Genomic DNA, 17,179 nt, shown 5'->3' with positions numbered 1-17,179 from the left:
GTTCTGTGAAGCCTGTTTTTTAATCAATTGTTCTTTTTTTAATTATTGCGCTTTACCGTCATTCTCCGCAAATGGGATTTCTGGGCTTGTTTTTGATGATATTGTATAAATAAATATTTTTAACACTATATCTTGTGTTTGTTTTTTTGGGGTGCCATCAATAGACATTCAGATAATTGCGCTTTTTAAGTATTATCGCCATAATAACGAAATACTCTCTCGTCGAAAAAAGGTAAATGACCTTTTTCATGATGAAGAAAATAAGCGGTGGAATAAATTGTGATTATCAATCCGTTAATTATAATTATACGTAATTATTAATATTGCAATTTATTCCTGATCTACATCAGCGTACGTTAATTGAGAGCTTATGGAATACGGGAGCACGTATTCATGAAGCATTGGCATTGACGAAAGAGGGTTTCTATCTTGATGAGGAAACACCATTTGTGGTATTACGCACGCTAAAGCAACGTGAACCCAAAAGTAGTGTGACGAAAAATAAAGTCAAAATACGACCTAAGCGAGTTGTGGCTTTGTTTGATCCTCAATATGTGCAACTAATGAAAAGCTATTTTGCGACGATGAGATTAAAAAATCAAAGCCAGATATGGCCGATTCAAAGCGATAATACGGTTCGCAATTGATTACGCTCTGCCGTAGAGCAAGCGGAGGTTAACGGTATTTCTTATGTTGTTGAACCGATTATATGCAAAACCTTTCGACATAGCTTTGCTATGCACCTCATTTTTAATGGTGTTCCTTTGAAAGTGATCCAAGCATATCTGGGACATAAAAAATCCAGTTCGACAGATGTTTATACAAAAATATTTACGCTTGATGCAATGTTACATTTTGACATTTCATTTAGATGAAGTCGTGACTATTTTTATGTTTTTTAAGTTTCTATGGATGGTGATTTCAAGATGAAATTTGTCTATTTTAGATAAAAAATATTAGTATATTCAGTTGGTTGAATTGATTTTCTTGATGGTGAAAAAAAAGATTTAAATGACGACAATTTAGATTAAATATTCTTAATTGTAGCTTGCTATGAGTTCATTTTAGTGTCACAACGTTCTTTCTAAAGTTGATCAAATTCTTTTTGTGTTAACATATTCTCTATTTTTTCCACTACAGGAATACCAATATTTGAAGTTCCATCCGCATATTTTATTGTCCTAATAACAAATCGTTTATAACCATATGGTAGATCATCCACTAAGTTATAAACTTTACTACAATAAAAAAAAATTTTTTTTGTTATTTCTCTAAAAGGGAAATAGCGAATATTACGAAAAGTCGCAGCTGTTGGGTATGCAACAAGATCAAGTACTGACTCTTTGATACTTAACTCAGGATTGTCATTTACATAGGTGCTTATATTTGTGAATAGTCCACAGATGAACGCAGTCGTAACGATAAGTATAACAACTAGAGTAGATATTATTTTCTACATTTCAACTCGTATAAAGGGTAGTGATAATTTTAAAATATAACGTATTTATATTTGTATTTATTAAATTACTATAGCCTACATCTTTCCGTGTACAAACAGATAAAAAATATGACTTAGTTAAATCATTATGTAGCTGAAAAGCAGAGTAATAAATATCTTTATCGTCATTTTCACAATCTATATTCTCATCCTTTAATAATATTTCTATGCTATTAGAGTAACCTATCCCTTTTCCATCTAAAGAATAAAAATTATATTTTCCTTGAGTTTTAATTAATACCGGCTTTGTATTATCATTTTTCCTGCTATTTGATAAATAAGAAAGGCAATGAAGAAAATAAAAGTACCCACCAAAAAAACTTGTACTCTTTTTCTGAAGAGAAGGTTTATTAATTTCCCCCTAGTAGTGAATATGAAGGTAGTGTTGATGTGTCGATGTTTATTGAGTAATTACACAAAGTTACCGAGAAGTCGCTAATAAATATTGGTTCGACCACCGGTATTGAAAATAACTATTACAACGAAAAATAAGAATGGGGTGCAGAGTATAGAATTTTAAGGAGTTAATTGACCTCAGTGGAGGTGTATATTGAACTTAAGGGGATCACTGGAGTCGTATTTGATAGCTAATGGCATTGATATTAAATGGGTTTATTGTATTGGATAAATAGCAGTGCCCCCATTAATGCCCCCTGATTGGTTTTTGAGTGGTAGGCTTTTAGAAAAAATCATTTCCTCCCTCTATTCTTTTGTGCATCACTATTCTTTTTTTTAGTTAAGAAATCGCTCCTTTTAGGAAGTCCTGAGTTGAGGCAATCAATAACAAATTTGGCATATTCTACAAAATACTCAACCTCATGCTTTTCGATAAACTTACCTGTATGCGCTATTTTATTCCTTATTTTCCAGAGTGATTTTGGACCGACAAATATTGCATTATATGCATCAATATTTATTCCTTTAATATGCTTCAAAGGCCTCCAATTAGCGTGGATAAATAATAAGTTATCAGGCCAAGGATCTTGAATTTTGTCATAATATTTATTTAATCGGAGAAGTACCTCAATGTTGCACCATAACAAAAACACTGCCAAACTTGGTTCACAATTGAAAATATGAGTTGCCCTTGTTTCATATTTTTGTTCTTCCAGCAGCTTGAAAGATTCATAAGCTTGTGTGTGTAGTAACTTACCCATTTCAACCCCTTAGTTATCCTAATAAAAGATTAGGGAGCAAAACATTGTCCAAAAACTAGCAAGCGACTTCTTTTATTTACTCGTTTTCAGCAAATCTTTCAGCACCGCAATATTCACCCTTGCCCCCTCGACTTCTTTTAACCGGCGGCGTTTTTGGGCAAAAACATTAAATACCGCTTTAGTTTTTTCATCAGCTGCTTTCTTACTAATTCCACCAGCGCCTTGCAATACATCTCGGTCATTGAAACTTAAAAACTGATCCAGCTTGGTGTCCCAATCCTGTAAAAAAACCTGCTTACGGCGCAGTGCTTGGTCTTCGGCAAAATCGAGCCACATATTGACGATACGATTTAGTTCTTTCAGTTCATTTTCACGTAGATAGTTTTTTGCAGTAGTGACATCGGTTTTACGCGCCTCATCAAATTTATAGCTGGTTAAACCCATATCCAGCTGACTGGCATCTGCCCGGCTAGCTATAAGCTCCGCGGCAGTCATGCCGGTACAAGCAAAATGTAATTTTTTTTGAATGGTTTGAAAAAAACGATTGGTTTCTTTATTGGAAGGCTCGTAATCCGCTGCCATGGTGAATATCTCTTTCACTCGTAAATACACCCGACGTTCACTGGCGCGAATATCGCGAATACGTTCGAGCATCTCATCAAAATAATCCGGCACGACTGACTGACCGATAGGCGGATTCTTCAGACGTTCATCATCCATCACAAACCCTTTGATCAGATACTGTTCCAGTGTGTGCGTTGCCCACTGGCGAAATTGTGTACCACGAACAGAACGGACACGGTAACCAACAGCAAGAATGGCGGGTAAACTATAGTGGTCTATCTCTCTGGAAACCTGACGATTTCTCTCTAATCGAACTATCCGGAATTTCCGGATGGTTGCGTTTTGAGCAAGTTCCCCTTCAGAGAAAATATTAACAAGGTGCTCGTTAATTGTACGAACATCTTTTCCATACAGCTCAGCAATTGATGATTGAGATAACCACAGCGTATCCGATTCAAAGCGGCACTCGACGCGAGTTTGCCCATCTTCACTGCGGAATAAAACAAATTCACCCTGTGGTGCTTCAGGAAGATTTTCACTCATCACATTACCTCCATTTGGATATTCGGAAAAAGCTTCAAAACCAACAATATACTATGTTGCACACAAAGATAGGATGGTTAGCAAGAACCATTTTAGCTCTGCATGTCTTTATCGCGAAACCGCGAGCCAAAAAAGGTAGTGAATGCCTAGCAACCTTTATAGATTAAGACAGACTACAAAAAATGGTATTGATACAAAGGTAAGAGGAGAAAAAGTGGCGGAAGATCACAGGAGTCGAACCTGCCCGGGACTGCTGGCAGCCCCAACTGGATTTGAAATCCAGCCGCCTCACCGGAGACGACGATCTTCCTCTATTTGGTAGGTGTTCGATTATAAACTGAATTATTTATTTTCCAAGGTATTGTAAGAACAACCCTACAAATTATTGACGCACGCCAATAAGTCCTGTCTCCATTCTCAAAAACTGATAACAAAAAGCACAATTGTGATATTGAGGTTTATATATTTGTCCCCATATACTTATTCATGTCCACATACGGCGCGCTGATTTCAAGAGCAATCACCCCGCCAACACTTTCATTGTCAGCACAGTAAGCCTTGGCTCCCGAGCGCAAGCCTGCATTCAAGGATGTTTTTTTTATGACAAATTCATTATTAGCCAATTCAGCATTACCTCGCTTTGAACACATTGAACCTGCACATATTTTTCCAGCTGTCGAACAAACTTTAGGCGAATATCGCCAAACCGTTGAGAGATTACTCGCCGCGAACAACCATTACACTTGGGACAATCTGTGCCAACCATTAGAAGAAGCAAGCGACAAACTTTCCCGTGTTTGGTCTCCTGTTAGCCACCTACATTCTGTGAAAAATAGCCCTGAGCTACGTGAAGCCTATGAACAATGCCTGCCATTACTGTCTGAATTCAGTACATGGATGGGGCAACATGAGCCGCTATATCAAGCCTATAAATCCCTAAAAGAAGGGGATGAATTTAAACATTTAATCCAATCTCAGCGTAAATCTATCGAAAATACACTGCGTGACTTTGAACTGTCTGGCATCGGACTACCTGCTGAAAAACAGCAACGTTATGGTGAGATCGTCGCACGTTTATCGGAGATCGCCTCTAAATTTAGTAACAATGTACTCGATGCCACTATGGGTTGGAGCAAGCTTATCAAAGATGAAAGCGAGCTTGCTGGCATGCCTGAGAGTGCAATCGCCGCAGCAAAAGCCATGGCGGAATCCAAAGGTGAAGAAGGCTACTTACTGACGTTGGATATGCCAAGTTACCTGCCTGTTATGACCTATGCGGATAACGCTGAACTGCGCCGTGAAATGAGCTATGCCTATAGTACCCGAGCTTCAGACCAAGGTCCGAATGCTGGTAAATGGGATAACAGCGAACTTATTGATGAATTAATGGCGCTACGACATGAACTGGCTCAACTGCTTGGTTTTAAAAACTTTGCAGAAAAATCTCTCGCAACAAAAATGGCGGAATCCCCAGAGCAAGTGTTAGGTTTTCTGAATGACTTGGCTAACCGAGCTCATCAACAAGGTAAAGAAGAGCTCGCTGAACTCACCGCATTCGCGAAAGAAAATTATGGTATTGAAACGCTTGAGTCATGGGACTTAGCGTATTACAGCGAAAAACAAAAACAGCATAAATTCTCACTCAGTGATGAGCAACTGCGTCCTTATTTCCCTGAACAGCGTGTATTAAATGGCTTATTTGAAGTTGTTAATCGTATTTATGGTTTAACAGCAAAAGAGCGCCATGATGTTGAAACTTGGCATAATGATGTGCGTTTCTTCGAGCTGTATGATGATACCAACACACTGCGTGGTAGCTTCTATCTGGATTTATATGCTCGTGAACACAAACGCGGTGGTGCATGGATGGATGATTGCGTGGGCCGCATGGTACATAAAGATGGCTCACTACAGAATCCAGTTGCTTACTTAACATGTAACTTTAATAAGCCATTGGGGGATAAACCTGCGTTATTCACTCATGATGAAGTTATCACCTTATTCCATGAATTTGGTCATGGTCTGCACCACATGTTAACCCAAATTGATGTTGCTGATGTGGCAGGCATCAATGGGGTTCCATGGGATGCGGTTGAACTACCAAGCCAATTTATGGAGAACTGGTGCTGGGAACCGGAAGCGCTCGAGTTTATCTCTGGTCACTATGAAACCAATGAACCTCTGCCGGCTGAAATGCTAAAAAGCATGTTAGCCGCGAAAAACTACCAGTCTGCAATGTTTGTTCTGCGCCAACTGGAGTTTGGTTTGTTCGATTTCACCTTACATGCTGAATATGACCCAGCGAAAGGTGCGCAAGTGATGCCAACACTGTATGCCATCAAAGAAAAAGTTGCAGTGGTGCCATCTCCAAAATGGGGGCGCTTCCCTCATGCGTTTAGTCATATCTTTGCAGGCGGTTACGCTGCGGGTTATTACAGCTATTTATGGGCGGATGTCCTGGCTGCTGATGCCTTTTCTCGCTTCTCAGAAGAAGGTATTTTCAATCGCCAAACGGGTCAATCCTTCCTCGACAATATTTTAAGTCGCGGTGGTTCTGAAGAACCGATGGTATTGTTCGAGCGTTTCCGTGGTCGTAAACCTGAATTAGATGCGATGTTGAAGAGCTACGGTATTCATGGCTAATCACATTGCTATCCAATTAATCTGTGAAGAGGGTGCCGATGCAGGCACCCTTGCTCAACTTGCTGAAAAATGGCAACTCACTCATACGCCTGATGCTTTAATGGCATTAGTGCTAACCCCTGAAAACCTACAACTACGAAAAATGGATGAACCCAAATTGGGCGGCATTTTTGTGGATTTTGTTTCGGGTGCTATGGCACATCGCCGAAAATTTGGGGGAGGACGAGGCGAAGCTGTTGCAAAAGCCGTGGGAATTAAAAAAGAATATCTGCCTGATGTTATTGATGCGACGGCGGGTTTAGGTCGAGATGCCTTTGTACTCGCAGCATTAGGTTGTAAGGTGCGAATGTTAGAGCGTCACCCTGTGGTGGCAGCACTCCTCGATGATGGTTTACAGCGCGGTTATCACGATCCTGAAATTGGTGAATGGTTGCAATCACGTATGTCACTGATCCACGCATCGAGCATTACAGCATTAGCTGAAATCACTGAGGCGCCTGACGTTATTTACCTCGACCCGATGTACCCACATCGACAAAAAAGTGCATTGGTGAAGAAAGAGATGCGGGTGTTTCAGTCATTGGTCGGGGCTGATGATGATGCTGATTCTTTATTGGCTCCAGCCATTGCGCTGGCTAAACGCCGTGTTGTGGTTAAGCGACCTGATTACGCTGAACCGCTTGCGGGGCAAAAAGCACCTTCAGCAGTCACAACCAAAAGCCATCGATTCGATATCTATCCCTGTATTAAACACAGCGATTAAAACGTAACGGCGAAGGGCGTTTGTACGGTTTATCACAGACAAACTTGCACGACCGCCCTTTCGCTTACGTTTTGAGTTAAACCTTACACAACGCCTTGTGCAAACATAGCATCAGCGACTTTAACAAAACCTGCAATATTCGCGCCTTGGACGTAGTTGGTTTGTTTGGCTTCGCCACCGAATTCAACACAGTGGTGGTGAATGTCCAACATGATGTGGTGTAAACGCGTATCCACTTTTTCTGCTTTCCAGCTTAAACGTGCTGCGTTCTGCGCCATTTCTAGACCAGAAGTTGCAACACCGCCAGCGTTAGCCGCTTTACCTGGTGCAAACAGGACGCCAGCTTCCAGGAATAACTCAGTTGCAGGAATAGTAGTTGGCATGTTTGCGCCTTCCGCGACAGCTTTAACACCGTTTTGGATCAGCACTTTAGCCGCTTCCACATCCAGTTCGTTCTGTGTTGCACATGGCAATGCGATATCCACAGGAACACCCCAAGGTTGTTTGCCCGCTAAGTAAGTCAAACCAAACTCTTTCGCGTATTCTTCAACACGGCCGTAGTTGTTTTTGATAGCTTCTAAGCGTGCTAATTTTTCAGGTGTGAAGCCTGCTTCATCGACCACTGTACCGCTGGAGTCAGATGCAGTGATGACTTTCGCGCCTAATTCCATACATTTTTCAATGGTGTATTGAGCAACGTTACCTGAGCCAGATACTGCAACACGCATCCCTTCAAAACCTAAACCGTGACGTTTAAGCATGGCGTCAGTGAAGTAAACGAGACCGTAACCGGTTGCTTCTGGACGAATTAAGCTGCCACCAAATGACAGACCTTTACCGGTGAAAACGCAAGAGGTGTCATTAGACAGTTTTTTCATCATCCCAGTCATAAAGCCAACTTCACGACCGCCCACCCCGATATCCCCAGCCGGAACGTCAGTGTCCGCGCCTAAGTGACGATAAAGTTCAGTCATTAACGCTTGGCAGAAACGCATCACTTCACCATGGCTTTTTCCTTTAGGATCAAAGTCTGAACCCCCTTTTGCACCACCCATAGGGAGGGTTGTTAGTGCATTTTTTAGGGTTTGTTCGAAACCTAAGAATTTCAGGATGGATAAGTTCACGGATGGGTGGAAACGCATGCCGCCTTTGAATGGACCAATCGCAGAGCTGAATTGTACACGCCATGCGCGGTTTACTTGCACCTTGCCTTGATCGTCCATCCAACATACGCGGAACTGGATCACTCTTTCTGGCTCAACGAAGCGTTCGAGTAGTGCTTGATCGCGATATTTTGAATTTTGTTCAATGAAAGGCCAGAGAGAAGTGAATACTTCACGTACCGCTTGTAGGAATTCAGGTTGTGAAGGATCTCTTTTTTGGACAGACTCCAAGAATGAAGATAGTGTTTGCGCCATCTTTTTCTTCCTTTTTAATGTGGATATTGTTGTGAGATGCCTCACTATTTCTTATCTTTTTTTTTAGAAAATGTGAGGTCGATTTGTGTTTGCCTATTGAATATATCATTAGTTTATATTCTTAATTCAAGGTTTTTTTTTACTCATTTGAAAAAAAAATTACTTGACCTGCCAATCACTCCCTTCAGACGATTATTTTGTCACAAAAAAAACGCCTGCATAGGCAGGCGTTTTTAGTGAATAGTTTTTCAATTTGACTGTAATGAATTATTCTTCTTCATCATTCAGTGGAACAATCAGCATATCCACATGAACGGTATTAATCAGCTGACGAGCAGAAGACATCAACTTACTCCAGAAATCTTGGTGATGCCCGCAAACAACGAGGTCCATGTCGTATTTCTTGATAGCATCAACTAACACTTGACCTAAATCACCACTACCACTCAGTGTTTCTTGAATATCATAGCCGGCGCCCGCTGAAAGGTCTTTTAATGAATTACGAGTTTCATCAGTGATGCGTTGCTGCATATCACCTAAATTCACATCGATAAGACCGGTGTACAGATCCGAGTAATTAACATCAACATGGATCATGGATACTTTGGCTCCGTACGGTTTCGCCATAGAGACAGCCTTATCCAGTAAAACTTTACTTTCAGGTGATAAATCAACCGCGACAAGAATATGTTTATAAGCCATAAGTAAACTCCTTCCAAATGCTGATTTAACTGGTGGTTAACGACGTTCACCAATATCTTATGAATATACTATACCTGCTAATAGCGATAATGAAGTGTCGTTTTGATCACATCTAGCAGATTAATTTTTAAGGATTAAAAGACAGAACATCTGATAAAACAATAACATCATTCATTCAATATTAATATATATCGACTCAAAATTCGAATTCCAATGATGCCTGTAAGTGTAATCAACAATCGATAAATTAACAGCTTGCAGCGAACAGTTTTTTGAGCTCAAAATTAGAACTAACTGCACTTTTTTTAAGCAACAATTTGTCCTACAATGAAAATAAATGATGTGTGTGCAGTATTTTGGCGGTATTTCCTTTAATGACAACGGGGCAATTTAGGTTCGTTCTAAGGAGGGGATTATGTTCAGTATAATCGCATTGTTTTGGGCATTATGCATTTTGTGCATCTTGAATATGATGCGCTATTTTTCTTCCATTCGCGTTTTATTATCTATTCTGCGGGACTCCGATCCCCTACTTTATCAATCCGTTGATGGTAATGGCTTTTTTACCACCCATGGGCAACTCAATAAGCAACTGCGCCTTGTTCGCTATATCAATTCCAAGCAATACCTTGAGCACTACGATCCTGATGTAATATTCCGTTGTGAACGTATTCGTAAGCAGTTTATGTTAATCAGCAGATTGAGCATTTTAGTCGTCGTGAGCTTGGCCTATATGCTAATCGCTAACTAGTTTGGCGTGGCTTATTCCCTTTATTCAAACCAAAAAAATAGTGATGACCGAAGCCGGTCATCACTATTTTAGAATGCTGATTGCACCATAGAACGTTAAATAAACGCACTATCGCTGATTAAATAATCTTCAGAGCAATCCAGTACAAGACACCCGATAAAACGATAGAAACCGGAAGGGTCAGTAACCATGCCAATGCAATGCTCTTAATGGTTTTACTCTGAACACCGCCACCGTCAACAACCATTGTCCCTGCAACCGCAGAAGAAAGGACTTGCGTTGTCGAAACAGGCATTCCCGTATAACTTGCCACGCCGATAGATACAGCCGCAGTTACCTGAGCCGATACACCTTGCGCATAAGTCATCCCTTTCTTACCGATTTTCTCACCGATAGTCACTGCCACACGCTGCCAACCGAACATGGTACCGAGAGCCAGAGCTAACGCAACAGCGACGATAATCCATAATGGAGCATATTCAACGGTATACAGCAGATCATTACTCAGTTTTTTCAGTAAGCTTGCATCTTTCGCACTCGTTTCAGGTAATTTAGCCACCGCATTCGCAGTATCCGAAATACACATTAACAAGCGACGAGTTTGGTTGCGTTGCTCTGGTGTTAACTCATCATAGCTCTGAATGCCACTCAGCATCTTCTGAGCTTGACTTAAGATGATCGGGGTACGTGAACTATCACAATGGAACTCGCCTTCTTCAGGCTTGCTCTCAGCGACCATTGGCGTATTTTCAATCGCGTGGTTTAACGCTGGTTTATGTGTTTCATAGTATTGTTGCAGGTGAACCACCGCATCATGGGTTCTCGCGATATCATAACCGTTAGAATTCATGTTAACGACGAAGCCTGCTGGCGCAACACCGATAAGTACCAGCATAATCAGACCAATACCTTTTTGCCCATCGTTCGCACCGTGAGAAAAACTCACACCAACAGCGGATAGGATCAAAGCGGTACGCGTCCAAAATGGTGGTTTGCGTTTACCATCTTTCTTCTCGCGTTCAGCTGGCGTTAAGTGAATACGGCGACGTTTTTTGGTTCCACTCCAATAACGGCGTAGCACAAAAATCATCAGCCCAGCAATCACAAAACCGATAGCAGGAGAAAGAATTAAGGACATGAAAATGCTGATCATTTTAGGAATATTCAGCGCATCAACCACCGAAGATTCAGTCACAATTGCGTTGGTCAAACCAACACCAATAATTGCACCGATCAGCGTGTGAGAACTTGATGCAGGAATCCCTAAATACCAGGTTCCAAGGTTCCAGATGATAGCTGCCAAGAGCAATGAAAAGACCATTGCAAGGCCGTGAGCAGAACTCACGTTAAGGAGAAGGTCTGTTGGTAAAAGATGAACAATGGCGTATGCCACGCTCAACCCTCCCAGCAAGACACCGAAAAAGTTAAATACCCCGGCCATGACAACCGCAAACTGAGCACGCATTGCTCGGGTGTAGATCACCGTCGCGACCGCGTTAGCAGTATCATGAAAGCCATTAATCGCCTCATAGAACAGCACAAATAACAGTGCTAGAACTAACAAAAGACCTGTGTAAAATTCTAAACCTGTAAAAAGATGTAGCATAGACGTTAAGCCATTATATGTTGGACATGAACGCGGCGCATTATCAGTGACAAACGCTAGCGGTGGAAGCGAAATCTGACCTTTTTTTGATTTAAATACTAATCAAAAAAGCATCAAATACAAACTATCCCTTTAATATCATTTGGTTACCATAATTAAAGTTATTCTGAATTTTTGAAACTTTTTTATGATAATTTGTGAATATAAGGGGGAAATAGTCTTTTTTCGCGATTTTTCCTAATTATAATACGTCTACCGTACTTTTCATTAATTCTTCGTTGATCCGTTGCATTACAACCGGCGCTAAATCGCGTAAAATAGCGGTATTAATTATCGTAATTACGATTAAAATCAAATATATAGAGAATTCCAATTGTGAGAAATATCGATGTTATTATTTTAGGTGCAGGTGCTGCTGGGCTATTTTGTGCTTCACTCGCGGGTAAGCGCGGTTTAAACACCCTTGTGCTGGATAATGGCAAAAAATTAGGGCGTAAAATTTTGATGTCCGGTGGTGGTCGATGCAATTTCACCAATATGTACGCCGATCACAATAACTACCTTTCAACCAATCCTCACTTTTGTAAGTCAGCACTTGCTCGCTATACACAATGGGACTTTATTGAACTAGTCGGTAAATACCAAATTCCTTATCACGAAAAAACGCTAGGGCAGCTATTTTGCGATAATAGCGCACAAGATATTGTCGATATGCTGCAAAATGAGTGTGATTTGCCCAACATTACGATAAAACTACGTAGTGAAGTCACTCAAGTAGACAAAACAGATGAAGGTTATGTTGTTACTGTAAACGGAGCTCAAGTAAGTGCTCGCTCACTTGTAGTCGCAACGGGTGGACTCTCAATGCCAGGTTTAGGTGCAACACCGTTTGGCTATCGCCTTGCTGAGCAATTTGGGCATACAATCATCCCTACCCGTGCAGCTTTAGTACCATTTACCTTACACAAACCGCTGTTAGAAGCCCTACAAGCGCTTTCCGGTGTATCTGTCGCGGCAACCGTCACTTCCGCCAGCGGTGTCCTATTCAAAGAAAACATCCTGTTCACCCACCGAGGATTATCAGGACCTGCAATTTTACAAATTTCAAATTACTGGCAACCCGGTGAGTATGTGAGTATTAACTTACTTCCAGAAATTTCTCTGGAGGACTATCTCACTACAGAAAAACAGCGACATCCTAATCAATCACTGAAAAATACATTGGCTACACAGTTGCCTAAGCGCTTAATCGAAGTCTTACAACAATTAGGGCAAATCCCCGACTGTCCGCTAAAACAACTTAACCACGCACAAATCGACTCTCTCAATGACACATTGCATAACTGGCAAGTGCAGCCGAATGGCACCGAAGGCTACCGTACTGCAGAAGTCACCCTTGGTGGCGTCGATACTCATGAAATTTCATCAAAAACGATGGAGTCACTCAAATCATCTGGACTCTATTTCATTGGGGAAGTCCTTGATGTCACGGGTTGGCTAGGTGGCTATAATTTTCAATGGGCGTGGAGTTCAGCTTCTGCTTGTGCAGAAAGCTTACCTCATCATACGAAGTAGCCCATTTTATTTAATCCATTGAAAAATAATGGATATTATTTATTTTCAACCAAATCAGTTAGTTGAGCAGCGAGTTTAAATAAATCTAAAATTGGTTAAAAATAACCCTTTACAAACGATAGTGATAACTATTATCATTATCACATCTTCCGCAGGTGACTAACTTAGTCAGTCTCTTGTAGGAGGTACGACATTGCTCACATTGCTTCCAGTGTTTACTTTAGCCAGCTTAATGCTGGCTATTTTTTTATCTATAACTTTCTACAAATCACCTCTATTTGAACCTTTCTATAACCTGCTGACCCCCCTCATTTCCATACGGCAAATAATCATTGTGATACGCCTCAATCTTATTCAAATTTTTTGGATCCTATGGTTAATGACCCCTACTTTTCTCTTTCTACAATTTGGCTAAACTGTCATCAACAAGTTAAGCAAGAGCCCAATGAAAATGGGATATCCGCTTTTAAGGAGATGACTCAATGATCTATTTACGCCAAGCAAATGAACGTGGACACGCAAACCACGGTTGGTTGGACAGTTGGCACACGTTCTCATTTGCTAACTATTACGATGAAAAATTTATGGGTTTCTCAGCGTTAAGAGTCATCAATGAAGACTACATCGCTGCGGGACAAGGGTTTGGTACTCATCCCCACAAAGATATGGAAATTCTGACCTATGTTCTTGATGGTGCCGTTGAGCACAAAGATAGCATGGGGAATATGGAGCAGATCCCTGCGGGTGAATTCCAAATCATGAGTGCGGGAACAGGAGTTCGCCACTCAGAATACAATCCTGATAACGAAAAAGAACTGCGTTTATACCAAATTTGGATTATTCCAGATAAAAACGGCATTGAACCACGCTATGAGCAAAAACGTTTTGACTCAAAAAGTGGTAAACAATTGGTGTTATCACCAGATGCACGCGATGGCTCATTGAAAGTAAACCAAGATATGACGCTATGGCGTTGGGCGCTCCCTGCTAATGAGCAAAGCACCTATGACATTGCAGAAAAACGCGTTATTTGGATCCAAGTCGTCAAAGGTAATATCGAAGTGAATGGTCAAAAAGCAACCACCAGTGATGGTTTAGCGATTTGGCAAGAAAAGCAGCTGACAATTAAAGCTGATGAAGAGAGTGAAATTTTAGTCTTTGACTTACCCGCTGTGGAATAAATCCTCCGTTAAGTAAACGCTAACACCAATGGGAAAGGCTCTACATGACTGTAGAGCCTTTTTTTATACCCTATGCCCGCTATTACAGTTTAGGACCGGCTTTAACCAGTGCTGCACCTGCTGGGGTATCAGTGTACTTATCGAAGTTCTTCACGAAACGATCGGCTAAATCTTTAGATTTCTCATCCCACTGAGATTTGTCCGCGTAAGTATTACGTGGGTCAAGGATATTAGTATCCACACCCGGTAATGCGGTTGGGACTTCTAAATCAAAGACTGGCAGCTTGATAGTATCCGCTTTTTCGATATCACCACTTAAGATTGCATCGATGATTGCACGCGTATCTTTAATAGAAATACGTTTGCCTGTACCGTTCCAACCTGTGTTAACTAAGTAAGCTTTCGCTCCTGCTGCTTCCATACGTTTCACTAACACTTCAGCATATTGAGTTGGGTGCAACGATAAGAACGCCGCACCGAAACATGCAGAGAATGTTGGCGTTGGTTCAGTTACACCACGTTCTGTACCTGCTAATTTCGCAGTAAAACCAGAGAGGAAGTGATACTGAGTTTGTTCCGGCGTTAAACGAGAAACAGGTGGTAACACACCGAATGCATCCGCCGTCAAGAAGATAACTTTTGTCGCGTGACCCGCTTTAGACACAGGCTTAACGATATTCTCGATATGATAAATTGGATAAGAAACACGGGTGTTCTCAGTTTTAGAACCATCATTGAAATCAACAGAACCGTCTGCCAATACCATGACGTTTTCCAGCAATGCATCACGTTTGATCGCGCCGTAAATGTCTGGCTCAGCTTCTTTAGACAGGTTGATGGTCTTCGCGTAGCAACCGCCTTCAAAGTTAAATACGCCGTCGTCATCCCAACCGTGCTCATCATCACCAATTAGCTTACGTTTTGGATCGGTAGACAGTGTCGTTTTACCTGTACCAGATAATCCGAAGAAAATGGCAACGTCGCCTTTTTCACCCACGTTTGCAGAGCAGTGCATAGACGCGATGCCTTTTAATGGCAGCAAGTAGTTCATCATAGAGAACATACCTTTCTTCATTTCGCCGCCGTACCAAGAACCGCCGATTAACTGCATACGCTCAGTTAAGTTGAAAGCAACAAAGTTCTCTGAGTTCAGACCTTGTTCTTTCCAATTTGGGTTTGTGCATTTAGCACCGTTCATCACAATAAAGTCAGGTTCGAAGCCAACTAATTCTTCATCAGATGGACGAATAAACATGTTTTTAACGAAATGAGCTTGCCACGCAACTTCAGTGATAAAGCGAACTTTTAAACGAGTGTCTGCGTTTGCACCACAAAATGCATCCACAACAAACAAACGTTTGCCTGATAACTGCTCAGTCACTAAGTGTTTTAAGCTGCTCCACACTTCTTGACTCATTGGCTTGTTATCGTTTTTACCTTTACCTTGGTCAGCCCACCAAACGGTATCGCGAGTGATATCATCGCGAACGATATATTTATCTTTTGGGGAACGTCCTGTAAAAATACCGGTATCAACAGCAACAGCACCTAATGTAGTGACGGTACCACGTTCATAACCTTCTAGACCTGGTTTGGTTTCTTCCTGAAATAACAGCTCATAACTTGGGTTATAAACGACTTCAGCGACGTCATGAATGCCGTACTTTTCGAGATCCTTCAGGGTAATGCTTTTAGCGCTCATTATATTGCTCCTGGTAAACATAGCTATTCTGCCGACGATCATAAATCTTTACGACTAATTAACAGCGATAGCTATCAAAGAATTGAAAAAGCATAATTTTTTTTAATTCATAATGAGACTTAGAGCACGTTATAATCCTTTAAAATTATAAAAAAAGGGTGCAAAATTGCACCCTCGTCACATAATTAGGTTGCTAAATCGTATCAGTGAAGTTGCTGATTTTGCTCATTATTTAACCCGATGATATCGGATTCAATAAATACGTAGTGTGAGCCACAATATTCACACTCCATATCAATTTTTCCATCTTTGTGCAAAATATCCATAACATCTTCATGAGTTAACGTCGCTAGCGAAGCTTCGCAACGCTCACGTGAACATGTGCAACGAAACTCAACAGATTGTGGAGCATACAGTGTGACATCTTCTTCATGATACAGACGATGCAGTACCTCTTTCACGTCTAACTCGCTCAGCTCTTTACCTTTGATAGTCGCAGTCAGTTGCACTAAGTGATCAAAGAACTCATGGCTCGATTCTCCCGCAGCAGGAAGAACTTGCAGCAGCATTCCACCCGCGATTGCTTTACCATCTTGTTCACTAACACGGATGAATAAACGAGTAGGTAACTGCTCTGATTGACGGAAATAAGCATCAATACTCTCTTCAATGCTATTGCCTTCAATTGCTACGATCCCTTGATAACGTTCACCTTGTTTTGGTGTAATTGTAATGACAATAAACCCATTACCAATCATTTGTTGTAATGTGCTACCCGCCACAACAGGACCATCAACACGGGCGACACCGCGCATTTGTTGTAAGTTATTACCGTTAATTACCGCTAACTTAACAGGGCCATCACCTTGAATTTGAACGGTAATATCACCATCGAATTTTAACGTTGCAGTGAGTAAGCTGGTCGCTACCAGTAATTCACCCAGCAGCATTTTAACGGCTTCTGGGTAATCATGATTTTCTAAAATATGATGAAAAGTCTCATCGACAGTAATCATTTCTCCACGTACCGCATGCTGTTCAAACAGGAAACGGTGGAGTTGGTCTTGTTTAGCCAT

Annotated in this window: 13 protein-coding genes, 1 tRNA gene and 1 pseudogene; 7 read left to right on the top strand and 8 right to left on the bottom strand. The window is 41.2% G+C overall.

Annotated elements, in window-relative coordinates; all coding sequences use genetic code 11:
- Positions 1-323: 323 nt before the first annotated feature.
- Together PR795_RS18115 and PR795_RS18110 are read left to right on the top strand one after the other, a co-directional pair.
- On the top strand, positions 324-647 hold the full coding sequence (locus PR795_RS18115) for a tyrosine-type recombinase/integrase (protein WP_181480448.1): 324 nt from the start codon (positions 324-326) through the stop codon (positions 645-647).
- Positions 648-671: 24 nt separating this feature from the next.
- Positions 672-875 (top strand): annotated as a pseudogene (locus tag PR795_RS18110) (tyrosine-type recombinase/integrase); the annotation flags it as partial.
- Positions 876-2,187: 1,312 nt separating this feature from the next.
- On the opposite strand, the gene PR795_RS08565 reads toward PR795_RS18110, so the two are convergent.
- The 3 genes from PR795_RS08565 to PR795_RS08555 all read right to left on the bottom strand — a co-directional run bounded on the left by PR795_RS08565 (position 2,188) and on the right by PR795_RS08555 (position 4,072).
- Positions 2,188-2,655: a hypothetical protein gene (locus PR795_RS08565; protein WP_181480447.1), complete on the bottom strand. Its 468-nt coding sequence runs from the start codon at positions 2,653-2,655 to the stop codon at positions 2,188-2,190.
- Positions 2,656-2,727: 72 nt separating this feature from the next.
- Entirely contained in the window at positions 2,728-3,762 is a 1,035-nt protein-coding gene (locus PR795_RS08560) for a virulence RhuM family protein (protein WP_181480446.1), read from the bottom strand.
- A gap of 215 nt (positions 3,763-3,977) precedes the next feature.
- Positions 3,978-4,072, bottom strand: a tRNA-Sec gene (locus tag PR795_RS08555).
- 290 nt (positions 4,073-4,362) lie between these two features.
- Between PR795_RS08555 and prlC the strand changes: the two genes are divergently transcribed.
- Both prlC and rsmJ read left to right on the top strand, forming a co-directional pair.
- Positions 4,363-6,405 carry an oligopeptidase A gene (prlC, locus tag PR795_RS08550; protein ID WP_181480431.1) on the top strand — a complete coding sequence of 681 codons (2,043 nt, stop codon included), beginning with the start codon at positions 4,363-4,365 and terminating at the stop codon, positions 6,403-6,405.
- Positions 6,398-7,168 (top strand): 16S rRNA (guanine(1516)-N(2))-methyltransferase RsmJ, encoded by a 771-nt coding sequence (gene rsmJ / locus PR795_RS08545; protein WP_006657451.1) that lies wholly within the window; start codon positions 6,398-6,400, stop codon positions 7,166-7,168. Before prlC ends, rsmJ begins: the two co-directional genes overlap by 8 nt.
- An 83-nt stretch (positions 7,169-7,251) precedes the next feature.
- Here the strand turns inward: rsmJ and gdhA are convergent, their stop codons facing one another.
- Both gdhA and uspA read right to left on the bottom strand, forming a co-directional pair.
- On the bottom strand, positions 7,252-8,586 hold the full coding sequence (gdhA, locus tag PR795_RS08540) for an NADP-specific glutamate dehydrogenase (protein WP_006663503.1): 1,335 nt from the start codon (positions 8,584-8,586) through the stop codon (positions 7,252-7,254).
- Positions 8,587-8,853: 267 nt separating this feature from the next.
- Entirely contained in the window at positions 8,854-9,288 is a 435-nt protein-coding gene (gene uspA, locus PR795_RS08535) for a universal stress protein UspA (protein ID WP_006657449.1), read from the bottom strand.
- A 415-nt stretch (positions 9,289-9,703) separates the two neighbouring features.
- On the opposite strand from uspA, the gene uspB reads away from it, so the two are divergent.
- A complete protein-coding gene (uspB, locus tag PR795_RS08530) occupies positions 9,704-10,039 on the top strand; it encodes a universal stress protein UspB (RefSeq protein ID WP_006663504.1) in 336 nt (111 codons plus the stop codon).
- A 118-nt stretch (positions 10,040-10,157) separates the two neighbouring features.
- Here the strand turns inward: uspB and pitA are convergent, their stop codons facing one another.
- The gene (gene pitA, locus PR795_RS08525) at positions 10,158-11,645 is read right to left on the bottom strand and encodes an inorganic phosphate transporter PitA (protein ID WP_006657447.1); all 1,488 of its coding nucleotides are present in this window, start codon (positions 11,643-11,645) and stop codon (positions 10,158-10,160) included.
- Positions 11,646-12,020: 375 nt separating this feature from the next.
- Between pitA and PR795_RS08520 the strand changes: the two genes are divergently transcribed.
- Both PR795_RS08520 and PR795_RS08515 read left to right on the top strand, forming a co-directional pair.
- Complete coding sequence (locus PR795_RS08520) at positions 12,021-13,220, top strand: NAD(P)/FAD-dependent oxidoreductase (RefSeq protein WP_181480430.1); 1,200 nt, start codon at positions 12,021-12,023, stop codon at positions 13,218-13,220.
- A gap of 482 nt (positions 13,221-13,702) precedes the next feature.
- Positions 13,703-14,401 (top strand): pirin family protein, encoded by a 699-nt coding sequence (locus PR795_RS08515; RefSeq protein ID WP_006663505.1) that lies wholly within the window; start codon positions 13,703-13,705, stop codon positions 14,399-14,401.
- Between the two features lie 82 nt (positions 14,402-14,483).
- Here PR795_RS08515 and pckA read toward each other — a convergent pair whose 3' ends face one another.
- Together pckA and hslO are read right to left on the bottom strand one after the other, a co-directional pair.
- A complete protein-coding gene (gene pckA, locus PR795_RS08510; protein ID WP_006663506.1) occupies positions 14,484-16,103 on the bottom strand; it encodes a phosphoenolpyruvate carboxykinase (ATP) in 1,620 nt (539 codons plus the stop codon).
- A 203-nt stretch (positions 16,104-16,306) separates the two neighbouring features.
- A complete protein-coding gene (gene hslO / locus PR795_RS08505; RefSeq protein ID WP_181480429.1) occupies positions 16,307-17,179 on the bottom strand; it encodes an Hsp33 family molecular chaperone HslO in 873 nt (290 codons plus the stop codon).

Source organism: Providencia sp. PROV209, from assembly GCF_028479485.1.
Classification (GTDB): domain Bacteria; phylum Pseudomonadota; class Gammaproteobacteria; order Enterobacterales; family Enterobacteriaceae; genus Providencia; species Providencia alcalifaciens.
Note: the sequence above shows the minus strand (reverse complement) of the source record. Positions and strands in the feature narration are given on the sequence as shown.

What these genes read in the sequence shown, in the direction of transcription:
- uspA (WP_006657449.1), bottom strand. Translation starts at nt 9,288, where the DNA reads ATGGCTTATAAACATATTCTTGTCGCGGTTGATTTATCACCTGAAAGT.
- hslO (WP_181480429.1), bottom strand. Translation starts at nt 17,179, where the DNA reads ATGGCTAAACAAGACCAACTCCACCGTTTCCTGTTTGAACAGCATGCG.
- gdhA (WP_006663503.1), bottom strand. Translation starts at nt 8,586, where the DNA reads ATGGCGCAAACACTATCTTCATTCTTGGAGTCTGTCCAAAAAAGAGAT.
- pitA (WP_006657447.1), bottom strand. Translation starts at nt 11,645, where the DNA reads ATGCTACATCTTTTTACAGGTTTAGAATTTTACACAGGTCTTTTGTTA.
- prlC (WP_181480431.1), top strand. Translation starts at nt 4,363, where the DNA reads ATGACAAATTCATTATTAGCCAATTCAGCATTACCTCGCTTTGAACAC.
- pckA (WP_006663506.1), bottom strand. Translation starts at nt 16,103, where the DNA reads ATGAGCGCTAAAAGCATTACCCTGAAGGATCTCGAAAAGTACGGCATT.
- PR795_RS08515 (WP_006663505.1), top strand. Translation starts at nt 13,703, where the DNA reads ATGATCTATTTACGCCAAGCAAATGAACGTGGACACGCAAACCACGGT.
- rsmJ (WP_006657451.1), top strand. Translation starts at nt 6,398, where the DNA reads ATGGCTAATCACATTGCTATCCAATTAATCTGTGAAGAGGGTGCCGAT.
- PR795_RS08560 (WP_181480446.1), bottom strand. Translation starts at nt 3,762, where the DNA reads ATGAGTGAAAATCTTCCTGAAGCACCACAGGGTGAATTTGTTTTATTC.
- PR795_RS08565 (WP_181480447.1), bottom strand. Translation starts at nt 2,655, where the DNA reads ATGGGTAAGTTACTACACACACAAGCTTATGAATCTTTCAAGCTGCTG.
- uspB (WP_006663504.1), top strand. Translation starts at nt 9,704, where the DNA reads ATGTTCAGTATAATCGCATTGTTTTGGGCATTATGCATTTTGTGCATC.